The sequence below is a fragment of the Priestia endophytica genome, assembly GCF_026790145.1.
Classification (GTDB): domain Bacteria; phylum Bacillota; class Bacilli; order Bacillales; family Bacillaceae_H; genus Bacillus_I; species Bacillus_I endophytica_A.
In genome coordinates this window covers 1-19,893 of record NZ_JALAMS010000003.1, presented here as the reverse complement: position 1 = coordinate 19,893, position 19,893 = coordinate 1, and the positions used below count along the sequence as shown (strand labels likewise).

Sequence of the window (19,893 nt, the reverse complement as noted above, 5' to 3'; positions counted from 1 at the left end):
CGTATACTGTTACTACTATGTGTAAGGAGTGGACCCTATGAATCTAAAGCATTCTTTATTTGATAAATCAAAATCTCTATTCCGTGTTGCTCATGATGAAAGCTTAGCAAGTGAGAAACTTGCTGAACGGTTACTCACAGAGCTTGCTCCACTTTCACCTCACCGTTCAATTGTCTTTGTTTGTATTGGAACAGATCGTTCTACAGGTGACTCATTGGGTCCATTAATCGGTACTAAACTTCAAGAACAGCCTTTCTCCCCTTTTTATGTATATGGCACATTAGCCAAGCCTATTCATGCCCTTAACCTTGATGAAATGCTAGAACATATTCAAAAGCTTCACGTGAAACCTTTTATTATTGGAATTGATGCTTGCCTAGGGAGAAGTAAAAATATTGGAACCGTAACTTTAGGGATTGGTCCTGTCAAACCAGGGGCAGGAGTGAATAAAAATCTCTCACCTGTTGGAGACATTCATATTGCAGGAATTGTAAACGTAAGCGGTTTGATGGAATTCTTTGTTCTTCAGAATACAAGGCTTCACCTTGTAATGAGCATGGCTGATATGATTACAGAAGGAATAGCACTTGCAGGAAAAGAAATGCAACGTATTCGCAAACCAACATTACTTAAAGTTCCTCCAACATTGAAGGAAACGTAAAAAACCGCTACACATCAGTATGTGTAGCGGTTTTTCATTTCATTTGAAGCAAGTCTAGAAGACGGTTTAAATCATCAGGTGAGAAAAACTCAATCTCAATTTTCCCTTTTTTCTTATGTTGTGTAATATGAACAGATGTTCCAAATCGCTCTCTCAAGCGCGTTTCACTTTCTTTCAAGAAAAGATCTTTCTTTGGCTTCTGTTTATCTTCTTTTTGACTTTCTTCTTTATTTAACTTTGTAATATATTGTTCAAGATAGCGAACGTTCCACTTCTCTTCTACCACTTTTTGAGCTAGCTTTACGAGAAGGGACTTGTCCTTTACTCCCAACAAAGCACGGCCATGTCCCATAGAAAGCTTTCCTTCAGTTAAATACCCTTGTACTTCTTGAGGCAAATTTAATAGTCTTAAATGGTTAGAAATATGCGGTCTGCTCTTACCTAAACGAGAAGCAAGCTGTTCTTGGGTCATTTCAAGTTGACTGATTAAAGTTTGGTAAGCAATACCTTCTTCAATTGGAGTTAAATCTTCACGTTGAAGATTTTCTAAGAGAGCAAGCTCCATCATTTGCTTCTCTGTTAACTCCCGCACAATAACAGGAACAACTTCAAGTCCTGCTTCTGTTGCTGCCCTGTATCTTCTTTCCCCAACTACAATCTCATATCCTTTAATACTTTTTCGTGCTACAATCGGCTGAAGAATCCCATGCTGTTCAATTGATTCTTTTAATTCCTGAATCGCTTCTTCATGAAAGATTTTCCGAGGCTGATATGGATTTGGTCGAAGTTCACGTAACGGAATCTCTTGTACTGTTTCATCCGTTTTTTCGTCATAAGTAGAAAAAAGAGCGTTAATTCCTTTCCCCAATCCTTTTCCCATTGTAAATCACTTCCTTTGCAAGCTCCATATAAACTTCTGCTCCGCGAGATTTATGGTCATATAAAATAATAGGTGCACCATGACTAGGCGCTTCGCTTAAGCGAACATTTCTCGGAATAATCGTTTGATACACTTTATCTCTAAAGTACTTTTTAACTTCCTCTGTAACTTGCAATCCTAAATTTGTACGCGCATCAAGCATTGTAAGTAGAACACCTTCAATTTTAAGAGCTTTATTCAGGTGTTTTTGTACAAGGCGCACTGTGTTCAATAACTGACTAAGACCTTCTAAAGCATAGTACTCACATTGAACAGGAATCAAAACAGAATCCGCGGCTGTTAATGCATTTATTGTTAACAACCCTAAAGAAGGCGGACAGTCAATCACAATATAATCATAGTGTTCTTTTACTGTATCAAGTGCTCGTTTTAGACGAACTTCCCTAGAAATAGTTGAAACAAGCTCAATTTCTGCACCTGCTAACTGAATTGTAGCAGGTAAGATGTGAAGATTTTCTACACCTGTTGGATAAACCACTTGTCTTGGTTCAACATCTTCTGTAAGCACATCATAAATGCACTGTTCTACATCTCCTTTTTCAATACCAACCCCACTTGTAGCATTTCCCTGCGGATCACTGTCTACGAGTAACACTTGATGGTTTTGGGCCGCAAGACATGCCCCAAGATTAACAGCCGTAGTTGTTTTACCAACTCCACCCTTTTGGTTAGCAACCGCGATGATTTTCCCCATGCTGTCACCTACCCTTTATTTAACATTGGAATAATGAAACTCTTATTGATAGTTTATCACGAATTTTCTAAAATCTCTTTCAGAAAGGGAAAAACCTCATCAAAACTAGGGACGATGAGGACAACGTTTGCTATGCATCAAGTCTATAAGAAACGACTACTTTCTATTTTTTCGGAATTCGAATTGTAAATTGATAATAGTCATCAAACTCTTCTTCTTCAGAATTTAACGTAATGCCGCTATCTTGTACCATTGTTAGCGATTGACGAATTGTGTTCATCGCAATTCGAGTATCTTTGCTAAAAGCTTTTCGCTTTGGTTTTGCTTTTCGTTTTGTTCCGTCTAATAACTGCACAATTCGATCTTCTGTTTGCTTCACATTTAGGTTCTTCTCAATGATCTCATACAGTAGTTCAACTTGCTTCTGCGGAATTTTCAAGGAAATTAAAGCTCTTGCATGACGTTCTGTAATTAGCTTTTGACGAATGCTATCCTGAACCTCTTCAGGAAGTTTTAGAAGTCTAAGCTTGTTAGCAATTGTGGATTGACCTTTACCTAACCTTTGAGCTAATGCTTCTTGTGTCAAATTGTGAAGCTCTATCAACTTTGCATAGGCTACCGCTTCTTCAATTGGAGTAAGCTCCTCACGCTGAAGGTTCTCAATAAGGGCAACAGAAGCTGTTTCTGTATCGTTGAACTGCTTTACAATAGCTGGAATGGTCACCCATCCTAGAGATTGCACAGCTCTCCATCTTCTTTCCCCGGCAATAATCTCGAATTGCCCCTCTGTCATTTTCCGAACAATAATCGGCTGGATAATACCATGAGTGCGGATTGTTTGAGCAAGCTCTTCTATCTTATTTTCCTGGAAAATAGTACGTGGCTGATAACGGTTTGGGCTAATTTGACTAACAGGCAACTCCTTAACTTCATCACGTATTTCCTTTTCCTCAATATCAATCTCATGCTCTTCTGGCTTGTCTTTCAAATTAAAAAAGCGAGAAAAAGCAGATTTCATTGTCCAACACCACCTTAAGGAAAATCCCTCTTACATAATTCGATATACGGTCTAAATTTCCTTCTTGATTCGTAGCTTAAAATTTTTCAAGACGTTTCATATGAAACATTATTCAATTGGTGTTTTGATTGGAACGCCTGGCTTGCGTGGATATTTTTTAGGTGTAGCTTTTACTTTATCAATTGTCACAATGTAGCGTTCACTTTCTTCAAATGGAAGTGTGAAATGATGGATTTCACGAAGTTTACCGCCTAGAACTTCAAGTGATTTTTCACCATTTTGAAGCTCTTCTTGAGCACTAGCACCTTTCATTGCAATGAATGTGCCATTTTTCTTAACAAGTGGAAGACAAAATTCGTTCAAAACTGAAATACGTGCGACAGCTCTTGCTGTTACAGCGTCAAATTTCTCACGAAACTGCTCTTTCTTTCCAAAAATCTCAGCTCTATCGTGATAAAGAGATACATTGTCCAATCCTAATTCAGAAACAAGATGATCTAAAAAACCAATTCGCTTTTTTAAAGAATCAACAATGCTAACATGAAGATGAGGGAAACAAATTTTAAGAGGAATACTTGGAAAACCTGCTCCTGCGCCTACATCGCAAAGTGTATGTAGAGATTTAAAATCAACAAAAAAAGAGGCTGAAATAGAATCAAAAAAATGTTTCTCATATACGGCTTCTTTCTCTGTAATGCCTGTTAAATTCATTTTTTTATTCCATTCAACAAGAATGTGGAAGTATTGTTCAAACTGATGAAGTTGATGAGACGAAAGAGAAATCCCTTTCGCCTCCAGCAACTGTTGAAATTGGGTAGAATTCATTAGGTAAATTCCTTTCAACTTAATTTATAAATTTAATTAGATTCATTTGAGACTTTTGCAATACGTCCTTGTTCAATATAAACAAGTAAAATTGAAATGTCTGCTGGGTTAACCCCTGAAATACGAGAAGCTTGAGCAACCGTAAGTGGTCGAACTTGTTTTAGTTTTTGACGAGCTTCTGTTGCTAAGCCTGTAATTGCATCATAATCAATGCCATCTGGGATTTTTTTATTCTCAAGTTTTTTCAGACGTTCTACTTGTTGCAATGACTTTTGAATGTAGCCTTCGTATTTTGTCTGAATTTCAACTTGTTCTTCAACATCATAATCAAGTTCCTTATCAGCTGGAACAAGCTTTTTAACCGCGCTATATGTCATTTCGGGACGCTTTAATAAATCTGAAGCACGAACAGCATCTTTTAGCTCTGTTCCACCTGCTTCTCGAATCACTTCTTGAACTTCGTCTGTTGCTTTAATAATTGTGTTATATAAACGTTTCTTTTCTTCTTCAATCTCTGCTTTTTTAGTATTAAATTTCTCATAGCGTTCTTCAGAAATCAATCCAAGTTTATGACCAATATCTGTTAGACGAAGGTCCGCATTATCATGACGAAGAAGAAGACGATATTCAGCACGAGATGTTAATAAACGATAAGGTTCATTTGTTCCTTTTGTAACAAGGTCATCAATTAAGACACCGATGTAAGCATCTGAACGACTAAGAATTAACTCTTCTCTCTTTAATGCACGAAGACCTGCATTAATTCCTGCCATAATTCCTTGTCCTGCGGCTTCTTCATATCCAGATGTTCCGTTAATCTGACCTGCTGTATAAAGGTTTTTCACACGTTTTGTTTCAAGTGTTGGCCAAAGCTGTGTTGGTACGATTGCATCGTATTCGATGGCATAACCCGGACGCATCATTTCCACATTTTCAAGCCCTGGGATTGTTGACAACATTTCGCGTTGAACATGTTCAGGTAGACTTGTGGATAACCCTTGAACATATACTTCTTGTGTGTTACGACCTTCTGGCTCAAGGAAAATTTGATGACGCGGTTTATCATTAAAACGAACCACTTTATCTTCAATAGATGGACAGTAACGAGGTCCTGTTCCTTTAATCATGCCAGAATACATTGGTGAAAGATGTAGGTTTTCATCAATAATTTGGTGTGTACGCTCACTTGTATATGTTAACCAGCATGGAAGCTGATCTGTAATATATTGCGTTGTTTCGTAAGAGAAAGCACGTGGTGATTCATCACCAGGCTGAATCTCTGTTTTGCTGTAATCAATGGACTGACTCTTTACACGAGGTGGTGTTCCTGTTTTAAAACGAACAAGATCAAACCCAAGTTCCTCTAAATGCTCAGACAAATGAATAGATGGCTGCTGATTATTTGGTCCACTTGAGTATTGAAGCTGTCCAAGAATAATTTTCCCGCGTAAGAATGTTCCTGTTGTAATAACAACTGTCTTAGAATTGTAGATGGCTCCTGTGTTTGTGATAACACCTTTACATTCTCCATCTTCTACAAGAAGTTTTTCAACCATTCCTTGCATAAGCGTAAGGTTCGGTTCTTCTTCTAATGTTTTTTTCATTTCGTGTTGATAAGAGAATTTATCAGCTTGTGCACGTAGCGCTCGGACAGCAGGACCTTTGCCTGTGTTCAGCATACGCATTTGAATATATGTTTTATCAATGTTGCGCCCCATCTCTCCACCAAGCGCATCAATCTCGCGAACAACGATTCCTTTAGCAGGACCGCCTACAGATGGGTTACAAGGCATGAAAGCAACCATATCTAAGTTCAGAGTGAGCACAAGTGTTTTAGCTCCAAGGCGAGCAGAAGCTAATCCAGCTTCACAGCCAGCATGACCTGCCCCAATGACAACAACATCATAATTTCCTGCTTCATATTGTTGCATATCTTGCGTATTCCTCCTTATTTTCCTAAACAAAATTGAGAGAACAGCTGGTCAATTAAACTTTCGTGAACAGCATCTCCGATAATTTCACCTAAAAGCTCCCACGTACGTGTTAAATCAATTTGGACAATGTCAATTGGAACACCGCTCTCAATGCCCATAATTGCTTCATCAATCGAATTTTTCGCCTGATTTAAAAGCGCTACGTGACGCGTATTTGATACATATGTTAAATCCTGTCCTTCAACTCCGCTTTCAAAAAAAAGAGAAGAAATAGCTTCTTCTAGCTCATCAATCCCTTGTTCTTGAAGAAGAGAAGTTGAAATGACTGGTTTTCCACCTGCAAGAGTTTTCACACGTTCTAAATCAATTTTTTGCTCTAGATCTGTTTTATTAATAATAATAATATAGTCCATACCGCTCACAGCTTCAAAAAGATGCTCATCTTCTTGTGTAAGGGCATCATGGTAGTTAAGGACAAGCAAAATTAAGTCTGCTTTTTTCAAATACTCACGAGAACGTTCTACACCAATTCGCTCAACAATGTCTTCTGTTTCGCGAATTCCTGCTGTATCAACAAGGCGAAGTGGTACCCCTCTTACATTTACATACTCTTCAATTACATCTCGAGTTGTTCCTGGTACATCTGTTACAATAGCTTTTGTATCATGTACAAGGCTATTTAAAAGGGATGATTTACCGACATTTGGACGTCCTACGATAACAGTTCCAAGACCTTCGCGCAAAATTTTCCCTTGTTGAGAAGTTCTCAACAGTTTTTCGATCTCACTTTTCACACCTGTTGCTTTCTCGATTAACACATTATGGGTCATTTCTTCTACATCATCGTATTCAGGGTAATCAATGTTCACTTCAACATGTGCAAGCGTTTCAAGGATTTCTTGACGAAGATGACGAACAAGTTTCGAAAGTCGCCCTTCAACTTGACCTAAGGCCACATTCATGGCACGATCTGTTTTAGCACGAATTAAATCCATAACGCCTTCTGCTTGAGAAAGGTCAATACGACCATTTAGGAAAGCACGTTTCGTAAACTCACCAGGCTCTGCTAAACGAGCTCCTTGTGAGAGAATGAGTTGTAGCACTCGATTTACGGAAACAATACCACCGTGGCAGTTAATTTCGATAAGATCTTCTCTTGTAAAAGTTTTAGGTCCTTTCATAACAGACACCATTACTTCTTCAACAATTTCATCTGTAGCTGGATCTTTAATATGGCCATAGTTAATCGTATGGGATGGAACATTGCTTAGACGTTTACCATTTGGACTTTGAAAAACTTTATCCCCAATAGAAATTGCCTCTTGGCCACTCAATCTTACAATAGCAATAGCTCCTTCTCCCATTGGAGTTGAAATGGCTGCGATTGTATCAAGTTCAAGCATATTTTTCACCTCTTTTCGATATTCTATCTATAAAAAACAATGGTTTTGTGTAAAATAAAGCTCTAATATATTAGAATAACATAAATCTATAATAGACAAAATTGTCTTTTGTTGAAAGTTATACACATTGTTTTGTAAAAAACATTTCTATTCTACATTATTAACATGTGGATAACAATTCTTTCACAATATCTTTTTAAAAAAAGAAGCTTGAGGACCCCCTCAAGCTTTTTTTGATTATTCTGTTGTTTTTAGAAGAGTTGCTGTCCTTTTTTCAATATGATCTTTAACAAAGAAGCTTTGAGCAATCATAAAAATGTTGCCAACACTCCAATAAAGAGAAAGAGCAGCAGGAAAACTCAAAGCAAAAATAACAATCATAACAGGCATAACCCAAAGCATCATAGCCATCTGTGGATTATCATTCTCAGCTCCTGCCATAATCAGTTTTTGACCCATATAAGTAGTAATGCCCGCAATGATAGGCAGAAAATAGTATGGATCAGGGCTACCTAAGTTCATCCAAAGAAAATTATTTTCGGAAATTTCCTTTGTTCTCGTAATAGCATGAAAAAAAGCAATGAGAATAGGCATTTGAATTAAAATTGGTAAACACCCAGATAGTGGATTCACATTATAATGGCTAAAAAGTTCCATCATCTTTTCTTGGAGCTGTTGCTGTGAATGAGCATCTTTATCTGGATACTGCTCTTTCAGCTTCTCAATCTCAGGCTGAAGGGCTCCCATTGCTTTTGTATTTCTTATCTGTTTCACCATCAATGGGAAAATAAGAACTCTAATCATAACAGTAACGATAATAATTGCTATGCCAAAGTTATTCCCAAAGAGTTGAGCAAGGTAGATGATCGTTTGTGAAATGGGGTAAACAACATACTCGTTCCACAGTCCTTCACTCTCTCTTGTAATAGGCTCCTGAACCTCAGTACAGCCGCTTAGAAAAAAGAGAGCAACAAGGCATAAAGCGAGAACTCTACTTCTCACGGTTTTCCCTCCTTCTCTCCCCGCCCAACTCTTTGATGTAAATCTATTGAATAAGCTTTGCTCGTTTTAAAACATGAAAAAGACTTTTTTGAATTTCGCTGTGTGACATCTCAGCGGTTGGAAAGCGGGCAATAATAATATAATCCTTATCTTTTGGCAGCTGATCTTTTACTTCTTGCAGCGCCTCACGAATTAAACGCTTAATTCGATTTCGTGTTACAGCATTTCCTAACTTCTTACCGACAGAAAGTCCTACGCGAAAATTTTGTTGATCACGCTTATCGAGCGTATAAACAACAAATTGTCTATTTGCCGTTGACTTTCCTCTCTTAAATATCTTCTGAAAATCTTCATTTCGTTTTACACGATAACGTTTTTCCATCTCTAACAGCTCCTGGACTTCTTCATTCAACAGTATAGCCAACTTTAAGAAGCCTCTTACATATATTTTTTAAAAGCATCTTTTCATTTCAAAATTATAAAATATTTACTCGCTTATCCGAGAAAATTTGTAATAAAAATAAGAAAAAAAAGACCACTGACAGTTCAGTGGTCTAAGCAGATAATACTTTTCTTCCTTTACGACGACGACGAGCTAAAATGTGACGTCCGTTTTTAGAGCTCATACGGTTACGGAAACCATGAACTTTACTACGCTTACGTTTATTGGGTTGAAACGTTCTTTTCATTATATTACACCTCCCTGAGGAATATCTTAAAAAGACAGTCTTACTAATTATAGAGAATACCCCTCGATTCTGTCAACTTCAAATCATGAAATGATTAAAACCATAATAAACCAAGAGCAATAAAAAAGGCTGATTTTCTTTATGCATTTATAGGCCTATTTTGCTCTGTGGATAAAGTTACTCCTCTTTTTAACGATCATTCACCATTTATCGACATCTATTACACATAATCTAGTACTGTGGAAAAGTTTACTCCACAACCTGTAGTCATTGTGGATAAGTTTCTGAAATTCATTGCAACTATTGTTTTTCTTTGATATGATATTTTTGTTTTCACTTTAATAGATCATCATTATTTCTAACTTTATCCACAAATTGTGGATAAAGTGTGGACATTTTTACCACAGGGTGTATATAAACTTGTCCACAGGCTGTTAATTTTGTCGAATACTCTAGTTTCTTCTATATTATATACTTATTCACAATTAGTTCTTTGCATAAATATGTATTCTAATTTATATCGTCAATTTGTTTAAAAATCTAAGTTGTACAACAGTTGTACAACCCTTTAGTTTTCAAAAAAGGAGGGGTATTGTTGGAAAATATTCATGATTTATGGGATAAGGCACTAGTAGAAATTCAAAAAAAATTGAGCAAGCCTAGCTTTGAAACTTGGCTAAAATCTACAAAAGCACATTCACTTCAAGGAAGTTCACTAACAATTACAGCACCAAATGATTTTGCCCGTGATTGGCTTGAGGCTCATTATGGAAACTTAATTTCAGAAACGCTGTACTCACTTACTGGGGAAGAGCTTGAAATTAAATTTATTATCCCTCAACACCAATCTTCAAATGAGCTTGACGTTGACCAGCCTAAAGAAAAAAAGAAAAAAGTAGATGATGTAGCAGAGTTCTCTCCAAGCATGCTTAATTCCAAATATACATTTGAAACCTTTGTTATTGGGTCTGGAAACCGTTTTGCCCATGCTGCATCACTAGCAGTTGCCGAGGCCCCAGCAAAGGCCTATAATCCGCTTTTTATTTATGGGGGAGTAGGACTTGGCAAAACTCACCTTATGCATGCTATTGGTCATTATGTATTAGAGCATAACCCATCAGCAAAAGTTGTATACTTATCTTCTGAAAAGTTTACAAATGAGTTCATTAATTCAATTCGAGATAATAAAGCAGTTGAATTTCGTAATAAGTATCGCAGCGTTGATGTATTGCTTATAGATGATATTCAATTTCTAGCGGGGAAAGAACAAACTCAAGAAGAATTCTTCCATACGTTTAATACATTGCATGAAGAAAGCAAACAGATTGTCATTTCAAGTGATCGACCACCAAAAGAGATTCCAACACTAGAAGATCGTCTTCGTTCACGTTTTGAATGGGGATTAATCACTGATATTACCCCTCCAGATTTGGAAACAAGGATCGCCATTCTGCGCAAGAAGGCAAAAGCAGATGGATTGGATATTCCAAATGAGGTTATGCTCTATATCGCAAACCAAATTGACTCGAATATTCGTGAATTAGAGGGCGCACTCATAAGAGTTGTTGCATATTCATCTCTTATCAACAAGGACATCAATGCTGACTTAGCAGCTGAAGCCCTAAAAGATATCATCCCAAGCTCAAAACCACGTGTTATTACCATTCATGATATCCAGCGTGTTGTTGGGCAACATTACAATGTAAAGTTAGAAGATTTTAAAGCGAAGAAGCGTACAAAATCAGTTGCTTTTCCGCGTCAGATTGCTATGTATTTATCTCGCGAATTAACTGATTTCTCTCTACCGAAAATTGGGGAAGAGTTCGGAGGGCGAGATCATACAACAGTCATCCATGCACATGAAAAGATTTCAAAATTACTTGATTCTGATGCTCAACTTCAAAAGCAAGTTAAAGAAATTCAAGATATGCTACAAAGGTCATAGTGAATTATGTGAATAACTTAGACTCATTTACACACAGTCTGTCCACATGTGGATAGACTTTATTTTCTGGGTTTCTAAGAGTTATCCACATTTTCACAGCCCCTACTATTACTACTGCTATTTTTCTATTAAAAAATAATAAATAAAAGAACTCTCCAGATAAAAAAAGGAGGAACAAGAGAAAATGAAATTCTCAATTCAAAAAGATTATTTAGTTCAAAGTGTTCAAGATGTGATGAAAGCTATCTCTTCTCGTACAACAATTCCAATTCTTACAGGGATCAAGATTGTTGTTTCTGATGAAGGAGTAACATTGACAGGAAGCGATTCAGATGTTTCAATTGAATCTTTCATTCCAAAAGAAGATGAAGACAAACATATTGTAGATGTTGAAAAAGAAGGCAGTATTGTTCTACCAGCTCGTTTCTTTAGCGAGATTGTTAAGAAGCTGCCAAAAGAAACAGTAGAAATTGAAGTTCAAAATAACTTTTCTACAGTTATCCGTTCTGGAAAAGCAGAATTTAATTTAAATGGTTTAGATGCAGAAGAATATCCACAGCTTCCACAAATTGAAGAAGAAAACATGTTTAGTGTACCTACAGACTTAATTAAAAACATGATTCGACAAACAGTGTTTGCAGTGTCCACGTCAGAAACACGCCCCATCTTGACAGGTGTAAACTGGAAACTTGAAGATGGTGAGTTGACATGTATTGCAACAGACAGCCACCGCTTAGCTTTAAGAAAAGCTAAAATTGAGACAACAAATCAAGAAAAATATAGCATTGTAATTCCAGGAAAGAGCTTGAATGAATTCAGCAAGATTCTGGATGATTCAAGCGAGCTTGTTGATATCGTCATTACAGAAAATCAAGTCTTATTTAAAACAAAACATCTGCTGTTCTTCTCTCGTTTATTAGACGGCAACTATCCTGATACATCTCGTCTTATTCCAGATGACAGTAAAACAGATGTTGTATTGAATGTAAAAGAATTTCTTCAATCTATCGACCGAGCATCATTGTTAGCTCGTGAAGGACGAAACAATGTTGTTAAACTTTCTACAATGCCAGAGGGAATTATTGAGATTTCTTCAAACTCTCCTGAAATCGGAAAAGTAAGTGAAGAAGTGCAAAGTAAATCAGTAGAGGGGGAAGAGCTGAAAATCTCTTTCAGTGCTAAATATATGCTTGATGCACTTAAGGCTTTAGAGGGCAGTGAAATTAAAATAAACTTCACAGGGGCTATGCGTCCATTTGTTATTCGCACATTAGATGACGATTCTATGTTACAATTAATTTTACCAGTACGAACATATTAATTCATAAAGAGAACAAAGCTACTAGAAGAGGACTAGTAGCTTTCTTTTCTCTTTTTAAATTTTTTAGTAAAATAAAAAAGATAGATCATTTTGGAAAGTAGGAGATATTGATGGCTCAAGAAGTGCAAATTTCAACAGACTTCATTACTTTAGGGCAGTTTTTGAAGCTTGCAGACGTGATTCAGTCTGGTGGAATGGCTAAATGGTTCCTTAGTGAACATGAGGTTTTTGTAAACGGAGAAAGCGAAGATCGCCGTGGACGAAAATTAAGAACGGGTGATCAAGTGGACATTCCGACAGTTGGTCAATTTGTTGTTTCATAAAAGTTGGTGAAATCTTGCATATCAATGAACTACAGCTGAAAAATTATCGTAACTATGAGAAAGCTACTATTTCGTTTGAGAACAAAGTGAACGTCATTTTAGGCGAGAATGCACAAGGGAAAACAAACGTGATGGAAGCTATTTATGTGCTTTCTATGGCAAAATCTCATCGTACATCAAAAGATAAAGAACTTATTAAGTGGGACTGTGATTTTGCTAAGATACAAGGAGAGCTTACTCGAAATTCAGGACCTTTATCTCTTGAACTGATCGTATCTACGAAAGGGAAAAAGGCTAAGTACAACGGACTTGAACAAAAACGACTCAGTCAATATATTGGAGCAATGAACACTGTGATGTTTGCTCCAGAAGACCTTAATCTTGTAAAGGGAAACCCACAAGTAAGACGACGATTTCTTGATATGGAAATCGGACAAGTTTCTCCTGTTTACATGCATGACTTAGCCAGATATCAAAAAATTCTCCATCAACGTAATCAATATTTAAAACAGCTCCAAACGAGAAAAGTAACTGATCAATCTTTATTAGATGTTTATACAACTCAGCTTTCAGAAGTTGCTGCATCTGTTTTAAAGAAGCGATATGAGTTTCTACAGCTTCTTCAAGATTGGGCAGAGCCTATTCATCATGGGATAAGCAGAGGGCTTGAAACGCTGAAAATTCAATATAAAAGTTCTGTTGATGTATCAGCTGAACAAGATTTGTCGAAAATGATACAAGCATACTATGAAAAGTTTGATAAAATAAAGATGAGAGAAATCGACAGAGGTATCACATTAGCAGGTCCACATCGCGATGATTTAATTTTCTACGTAAATGATAAAGATGTGCAAACTTTCGGTTCTCAAGGACAGCAGCGTACAACAGCACTCTCTATAAAACTTGCTGAGATTGAGCTTATTCATGGAGAGATTGGAGAGTATCCGATTCTACTTCTCGATGATGTATTATCTGAATTAGATGATTATCGTCAGTCACATTTGCTCAATACGATTCAAGGAAAAGTTCAGACCTTTGTGACAACAACAAATATTGACGGGATTCACCACGAAACGTTACAAAAAGCAACCACCTTTCATGTGAAGGCTGGGGAGATTGAGAAAGTTTGACAGTCTGTTAATGGGAATAAAAGAGTCATATTCAAGATCAATTTAACCTAGCTCAGGGGAGGGAAAAGGATTGTCCTCTTTATGAGAGGATGAAAGTGATTTGGCCCAATAAAAAGTGTAGGTGATATAGTTGACAATGGAACAAAAAGAAGTACAAAACCAATCATATGAAGCTGATCAAATTCAGGTATTAGAAGGTTTGGAAGCCGTCCGGAAAAGACCTGGTATGTACATTGGATCTACAAGTGGAAAAGGTCTTCACCACCTTGTGTGGGAAGTTGTTGATAATAGTATTGATGAGGCGTTAGCAGGTTTTTGTGACGAAATTACTGTCACAATTGAGAAAGATAATAGTATCACTGTACAAGATAATGGACGTGGAATTCCTGTTGGCGTCCACGAAAAAACAGGTCGTCCTGCTTTAGAAGTTATCATGACTGTTTTACACGCAGGAGGTAAATTCGGCGGTGGCGGTTATAAAGTGTCAGGTGGACTTCATGGGGTAGGGGCTTCAGTTGTAAACGCACTTTCTACTTTCTTAGAAGTGCATGTTCATCGTGATGGAGAAATTCATTATCAAAAATATGAGCGAGGCATTCCTCAAGAAGATATTAAAGTAGTCGGAAAAACTGATCATACAGGAACAATTACTCACTTTAAACCAGATCCGGAAATATTCCAAGAAACATTGGAGTATGACTATGATACACTTGCTAACCGTCTTCGCGAGTTAGCGTTTTTAAATCGTGGAATCAAAATCATTATCCGTGACAAACGTGAAGAAGAGAAAGAGAATGTATATTACTACGAAGGCGGAATTAAGTCATATGTAGAACATTTAAACCGTTCACGTGAAGTTCTTCATGAAGAACCGATTTATGTAGAAGGAGAGAAAGATAATATCTCCATTGAGGTTGCGCTTCAGTATAATGATGGTTTCGCAAGCAATATTTATTCGTTTGCCAATAACATCAACACGTACGAAGGTGGAACACACGAGTCTGGTTTCAAAACAGCTTTAACACGTGTAATCAATGATTATGCGCGAAAGAATCAAATCTTTAAAGACAATGATACAAATCTAACAGGGGAAGATGTTCGGGAAGGTTTAACAGCGATTATTTCTATTAAGCATCCCGATCCACAGTTTGAAGGACAAACAAAAACAAAGCTTGGAAATAGTGAAGCACGTACAATTACAGATTCACTATTTACAGAACGCTTTGAAACTTTCTTACTTGAAAATCCAAGTGTTGCAAGACGTATTATTGAAAAGGGACTTACAGCTTCAAGAGCCCGTATTGCTGCAAAGAAAGCACGAGAAATTACAAGACGTAAAGGTGCTTTAGAAGTATCACATCTACCAGGAAAACTTGCAGATTGCTCTTCAAAAGATCCATCAATTGGTGAGATTTACATTGTTGAGGGTGATTCAGCTGGAGGTTCTGCTAAACAAGGGCGTGATCGCCATTTCCAAGCTATCCTACCTCTAAAAGGTAAAATCCTTAATGTAGAGAAAGCACGTCTTGATCGCATTCTTTCTAATGATGAAGTTCGAGCTATTATCACAGCAATTGGTACAGGTATTGGAGAAGACTTTGATATCTCAAAAGCTCGTTACCATAAAATCGTAATTATGACTGATGCAGATGTTGATGGAGCTCACATTAGAACACTTCTTCTAACATTCTTCTATCGTTATATGAGAAATATTATCGAAAAAGGATATATATACATTGCACAGCCACCATTGTATAAAGTTTCTCAAAATAAGAAAGTTGAATATGCTTACACAGATCGTGACTTAGAACAAGTTCTTCAAAACTTCTCTGGAACATCAAAGCCTGGTATTCAGCGTTATAAAGGACTTGGAGAAATGAATCCTGAGCAGCTTTGGGAAACAACGATGGATCCTGAGTCAAGAACATTGCTTCAAGTTAGCTTGAAAGATGCAATGGAAGCAGATGAAACATTTGAGATCTTGATGGGAGACAAAGTAGAACCGAGAAGAAACTTTATTGAAGAAAATGCAAAATATGTGAAAAACCTAGATATTTAACACCAGTGCAGGGTAAGTTGATGAGTTCTTATCCTGCATTATATATGGAACAGAGACTTGTTATTGGGTCTCACAAGGAGGTTTACTGTTATGGCAGATACGCCAAGCTCTCGAATTCATGAAATTAACATTAGCCAAGAAATGCGAACTTCATTCCTTGATTATGCAATGAGCGTTATCGTTTCAAGGGCTTTACCAGATGTGAGAGACGGACTTAAGCCTGTGCACCGTCGTATTCTCTATGCAATGAATGATTTAGGAATTACCGCTGATAAAACATATAAGAAATCCGCACGTATTGTTGGGGAAGTAATTGGTAAGTATCACCCACATGGTGATTCAGCCGTTTATGATGCAATGGTACGTATGGCACAGGATTTCAACTATCGTCATATGCTTGTTGACGGCCATGGAAACTTCGGATCAATTGATGGAGACGCAGCAGCAGCTATGCGTTATACAGAAGCTAAGATGTCTAAAATCTCTATGGAACTTCTGCGTGACATTAATAAAGATACAATTGACTATCAAGATAACTATGATGGGGTAGAGAAAGAACCTGTTGTTTTACCTTCTCGCTTCCCTAATCTTCTTGTAAATGGCTCGTCAGGAATTGCTGTTGGTATGGCTACAAACATTCCACCACACCATCTTGGAGAAGTAATTGACGGGGTATTAGCCGTTAGTGAAAATCCAGAGATTACAACAATGGAGCTTATGGACATTATTCCTGGTCCTGATTTTCCTACAGGAGCTCATATCATTGGAAGAAGTGGGATTCGTAAAGCTTATGAAACAGGAAAAGGGTCTATTACATTAAGAGCAAAAGTGGATGTTGAACAGAAGAGCAATGGAAAAGAAACAATTATTGTAACGGAGCTTCCTTACCAAGTGAACAAAGCAAAGCTTATTGAGAAGATTGCTGATCTAGTTCGTGATAAGAGAATTGATGGAATAACAGACTTACGTGATGAATCAGATCGCCGTGGCATGCGTATTGTTATTGAAGTTCGTCGTGATGCGAATGCAAGCGTACTTCTTAACAATCTCTATAAACATACAGCTTTACAAACAAGCTTTGGAATCAACACTCTTGCGCTTGTTAACGGTCAGCCTAAAGTACTTAGTCTGAGAGAGTGTTTACAGCATTATCTTGATCACCAAGTAGTAATTATTCGTCGCCGTACAGAGTTTGAATTGCGTAAAGCAGAAGCGCGTGCTCATATTTTAGAGGGACTAAAAATTGCACTTGATCACCTTGATGAAGTCATCCAGCTTATCCGTAGTTCTCAAACAGCAGATATAGCTAAAGAGGGGTTAATGGAGAACTTCTCTCTTTCTGAAAAGCAAGCTCAAGCAATTCTAGACATGCGTCTTCAACGTTTGACAGGTCTAGAGAGAGAGAAGATCGAAGCTGAGTATCAATCCCTATTAGCTTTAATTGCAGAACTTCGCGCAATTCTAGCAGATGATGAAAAAGTACTTGAAATCATTCGTGAAGAACTTACAGAAGTGAAAGAGAAGTTTAGTAATGACCGCCGAACAGAAATTTTAGATGGTGGCATTGAAAACATTGAAGATGAAGACTTAATTCCTGAGCAGAGCATTGTTATTACACTGACGCATAATGGTTATATTAAACGTCTTCCTGTTTCAACATATAAAAGTCAGCGTCGGGGTGGACGAGGCATTCAAGGGATGAATATGAATGAAAATGACTTTGTTGAACAGCTTTTAACAACTTCTACACATGACACGATTCTATTCTTTACAAATAAAGGAAAAGTATACCGAACAAAAGGGTATGAAATTCCTGAGTATAGTCGAACAGCAAAAGGTCTACCAATCATTAACCTTCTAAAAGTTGAAAAAGGAGAATGGATTAATGCTATTATCCCAGTGAAAGAATTCACAGATACAGATTATCTATTCTTCACAACTAAGGATGGAATTGCTAAGAGAACACCACTGTCATCCTTTGAGAATATTCGTACTAATGGACTGATTGCAATTAACCTTCGTGAAGAAGACGAATTGATTTCTGTTCGCTTAACAAATGGAGAACAGCATATGGTCATTGGAACGAAGAAAGGATTGCTTATTCGTTTTGATGAGAACGATGTTCGTTCAATGGGAAGAACAGCTACTGGTGTAAAGGGAATCACTCTTGCTAATGATGATGAAGTAGTAGGAATGGAAATCTCAGCAGATGAAGATGATATTCTTGTAGTCACGAAGAATGGATATGGAAAGAGAACTCCAGTTGAAGACTATCGTATCCAAACGCGTGGTGGTAAAGGACTCAAGACGTGTAACATTACAGAGAAAAATGGTGATGTTGTAGCTTTAAAATCTGTTAATCTTGACGATGATTTAATGCTTATTACTGTTCATGGTGTTCTTATTCGTGTATCTGTTGAGGACATCTCTCAAACAGGAAGAAATACACAAGGAGTTAAACTTATTCGTCTTGGTGATGATGAATATGTTTCAACTGTTGCTCGTGTACAAAGTGAAGATGAAGATCTTGATGAAGAAGGAGAACATCTTGAAAGTCCTCAAGCTGAAGAAACAGAGGAACAAGAAGATTAAACCTTCTAAATAAAATCATTGAAAAAAGAGCGCTATATGCGCTCTTTTTTTAGTATAATTTTACTCATTCATAGAAATGCTGTTTGAGGAGGCGAGAATAGTGAACGTTTTAGTTCAAGATTTAAAAGCAGGCTTTGTTGTGAAAGAGGATGTATGTTCTCAAGGTGGACATATTATTATGCCAAAAGGAATGAAGATTACAAAACATAGAATACAAGTTTTGCGAGCTTTTCTCATTAAAGAGATAAGAGTTCAAGAAAGAACATCATTATCTAATCCAGAAGAAGAAATAAATGAATTATATGAGAGTATTGAAAAGTATAATACATTTGTTGATCAATATAAAAAAGCTATAGAGGAATATAAGAAAATATTTCAAGGATGGCAAGCTGGGATGATGATTGACATGATAGATATCAGAAAAAGATTTATTCCCTTTTTCAAAGATTTTTCTACTTCCTCTCATATTTTAAATCTCTGTAGATATCAATCAAAAGAAAATTATTTTTATCATCATCCAGTAGCTGTAGGTTTAATTGCTGCTTTTATTGGACTGTGGGTTTTCTCGTATGAATGAGCATCTTTTCTTGAAAAGTAATGAGGTATTAAGTGAAACTGAAAAAAGAATGATTAAAGTCCATCCTAGTAAAAGCTATCAAATGGTTCGCCACCTACGTTTGTTAACAGAGGGAAGCAAGCTTGCTGTTCTTCAACATCATGAGCGTCTTGATGGCTCAGGGTATCCTCTTGGTCTTACCGGAAATCAAGTTCATCCTTATAGCAAAATTGTAGCAGTTGCAGATACGTTCTATGCTATGGTAAGTGGTAAAGCGCATGGAGAGAAGAAAATACCTTTCACTGTACTAGAAGAAATGCGAAAAAACTTTTGGAAAATATGATTTTGAGTATCTCATAATCCTTAGGAAAGAAATATCTTTAACAGCCATTGGAAGAAGAATTTTATTAAATAATAATCAAAGAGGAGAAATTGTTTTTATCAATCAAAGTGATCTTTCCAAACCACTTATTAGACTTGATGAAGATGCTTCATTTCTAGACTTATCAGGGAAGAATGGTCTATACATTGCAGAAATTTTATAAAAAAGTGAAAAAGGGGTTGCCAATGTAAGCATTTCTATGATAATATTTTAAAAGTCAGCTCAAGACAACTTAGAGCTGAAAAAAAGAGGTTGACAAGCTTAGTAGATATGAGTTATACTGAGTAAGTCGCTTAAGACAAGTTCTTTGAAAACTGAACAAAATACGTCAACGTTAATTCTATTTTTAAAACAACGTTTCTTATAAGAAACAACAAGCTATGGACATCGAAAGATGAAACCAAACTTTCTATGGAGAG

General features: G+C 36.9%; 18 protein-coding genes. 9 read left to right on the top strand and 9 right to left on the bottom strand.

All coding sequences use genetic code 11. The features are described 5' to 3' along the window. Positions 1-37 precede the first annotated feature (37 nt). Complete coding sequence (gene yyaC, locus MOC86_RS04330) at positions 38-661, top strand: spore protease YyaC (RefSeq protein ID WP_268582950.1); 624 nt, start codon at positions 38-40, stop codon at positions 659-661. Between the two features lie 34 nt (positions 662-695). Here the strand turns inward: yyaC and MOC86_RS04325 are convergent, their stop codons facing one another. The 9 genes from MOC86_RS04325 to rpmH form a co-directional block, all read right to left on the bottom strand. Next, positions 696-1,541: a ParB/RepB/Spo0J family partition protein gene (locus tag MOC86_RS04325; protein ID WP_019394668.1), complete on the bottom strand. Its 846-nt coding sequence runs from the start codon at positions 1,539-1,541 to the stop codon at positions 696-698. Beyond that, positions 1,513-2,295, bottom strand: coding sequence for a ParA family protein (locus MOC86_RS04320; RefSeq protein WP_019394667.1), 783 nt, complete (start codon positions 2,293-2,295; stop codon positions 1,513-1,515). Before MOC86_RS04320 ends, MOC86_RS04325 begins: the two co-directional genes overlap by 29 nt. A 163-nt stretch (positions 2,296-2,458) precedes the next feature. After that, the gene (gene noc / locus MOC86_RS04315; RefSeq protein WP_268582949.1) at positions 2,459-3,313 is read right to left on the bottom strand and encodes a nucleoid occlusion protein; all 855 of its coding nucleotides are present in this window, start codon (positions 3,311-3,313) and stop codon (positions 2,459-2,461) included. A gap of 108 nt (positions 3,314-3,421) precedes the next feature. Beyond that, a complete protein-coding gene (gene rsmG, locus MOC86_RS04310; protein WP_268582948.1) occupies positions 3,422-4,138 on the bottom strand; it encodes a 16S rRNA (guanine(527)-N(7))-methyltransferase RsmG in 717 nt (238 codons plus the stop codon). Between the two features lie 32 nt (positions 4,139-4,170). Next, positions 4,171-6,069 (bottom strand): tRNA uridine-5-carboxymethylaminomethyl(34) synthesis enzyme MnmG, encoded by a 1,899-nt coding sequence (gene mnmG / locus MOC86_RS04305; protein WP_268582947.1) that lies wholly within the window; start codon positions 6,067-6,069, stop codon positions 4,171-4,173. 17 nt (positions 6,070-6,086) lie between these two features. Next, complete coding sequence (gene mnmE, locus MOC86_RS04300; protein WP_268582946.1) at positions 6,087-7,475, bottom strand: tRNA uridine-5-carboxymethylaminomethyl(34) synthesis GTPase MnmE; 1,389 nt, start codon at positions 7,473-7,475, stop codon at positions 6,087-6,089. 237 nt (positions 7,476-7,712) lie between these two features. Then, positions 7,713-8,477: a YidC family membrane integrase SpoIIIJ gene (spoIIIJ, locus tag MOC86_RS04295; protein ID WP_268582945.1), complete on the bottom strand. Its 765-nt coding sequence runs from the start codon at positions 8,475-8,477 to the stop codon at positions 7,713-7,715. Between the two features lie 43 nt (positions 8,478-8,520). Then, positions 8,521-8,859, bottom strand: coding sequence for a ribonuclease P protein component (gene rnpA / locus MOC86_RS04290; protein ID WP_243516100.1), 339 nt, complete (start codon positions 8,857-8,859; stop codon positions 8,521-8,523). A 172-nt stretch (positions 8,860-9,031) separates the two neighbouring features. Then, positions 9,032-9,166, bottom strand: a complete 135-nt coding sequence (gene rpmH, locus MOC86_RS04285; protein WP_019394660.1) for a 50S ribosomal protein L34 — start codon at positions 9,164-9,166, stop codon at positions 9,032-9,034. Between the two features lie 595 nt (positions 9,167-9,761). Here rpmH and dnaA point away from each other — a divergent pair. The 8 genes from dnaA to MOC86_RS04245 all read left to right on the top strand — a co-directional run bounded on the left by dnaA (position 9,762) and on the right by MOC86_RS04245 (position 19,435). Continuing rightward, a complete protein-coding gene (gene dnaA / locus MOC86_RS04280) occupies positions 9,762-11,111 on the top strand; it encodes a chromosomal replication initiator protein DnaA (RefSeq protein WP_268582943.1) in 1,350 nt (449 codons plus the stop codon). Positions 11,112-11,295: 184 nt separating this feature from the next. Then, positions 11,296-12,432: a DNA polymerase III subunit beta gene (gene dnaN, locus MOC86_RS04275; RefSeq protein ID WP_268582941.1), complete on the top strand. Its 1,137-nt coding sequence runs from the start codon at positions 11,296-11,298 to the stop codon at positions 12,430-12,432. 110 nt (positions 12,433-12,542) lie between these two features. Then, positions 12,543-12,755 carry a S4 domain-containing protein YaaA gene (gene yaaA / locus MOC86_RS04270; protein ID WP_019394657.1) on the top strand — a complete coding sequence of 71 codons (213 nt, stop codon included), beginning with the start codon at positions 12,543-12,545 and terminating at the stop codon, positions 12,753-12,755. A 14-nt stretch (positions 12,756-12,769) separates the two neighbouring features. After that, positions 12,770-13,885 (top strand): DNA replication/repair protein RecF, encoded by a 1,116-nt coding sequence (recF, locus tag MOC86_RS04265; protein WP_124051717.1) that lies wholly within the window; start codon positions 12,770-12,772, stop codon positions 13,883-13,885. Positions 13,886-14,021: 136 nt separating this feature from the next. Further along, positions 14,022-15,944, top strand: a complete 1,923-nt coding sequence (gyrB, locus tag MOC86_RS04260; RefSeq protein WP_019394655.1) for a DNA topoisomerase (ATP-hydrolyzing) subunit B — start codon at positions 14,022-14,024, stop codon at positions 15,942-15,944. Positions 15,945-16,034: 90 nt separating this feature from the next. Next, positions 16,035-18,536 carry a DNA gyrase subunit A gene (gene gyrA / locus MOC86_RS04255; protein ID WP_268582939.1) on the top strand — a complete coding sequence of 834 codons (2,502 nt, stop codon included), beginning with the start codon at positions 16,035-16,037 and terminating at the stop codon, positions 18,534-18,536. A gap of 100 nt (positions 18,537-18,636) precedes the next feature. Then, positions 18,637-19,113 (top strand): hypothetical protein, encoded by a 477-nt coding sequence (locus tag MOC86_RS04250; RefSeq protein WP_268582938.1) that lies wholly within the window; start codon positions 18,637-18,639, stop codon positions 19,111-19,113. Positions 19,114-19,123: 10 nt separating this feature from the next. Next, the gene (locus tag MOC86_RS04245; RefSeq protein WP_268582937.1) at positions 19,124-19,435 is read left to right on the top strand and encodes an HD-GYP domain-containing protein; all 312 of its coding nucleotides are present in this window, start codon (positions 19,124-19,126) and stop codon (positions 19,433-19,435) included. Positions 19,436-19,893: the final 458 nt, after the last annotated feature.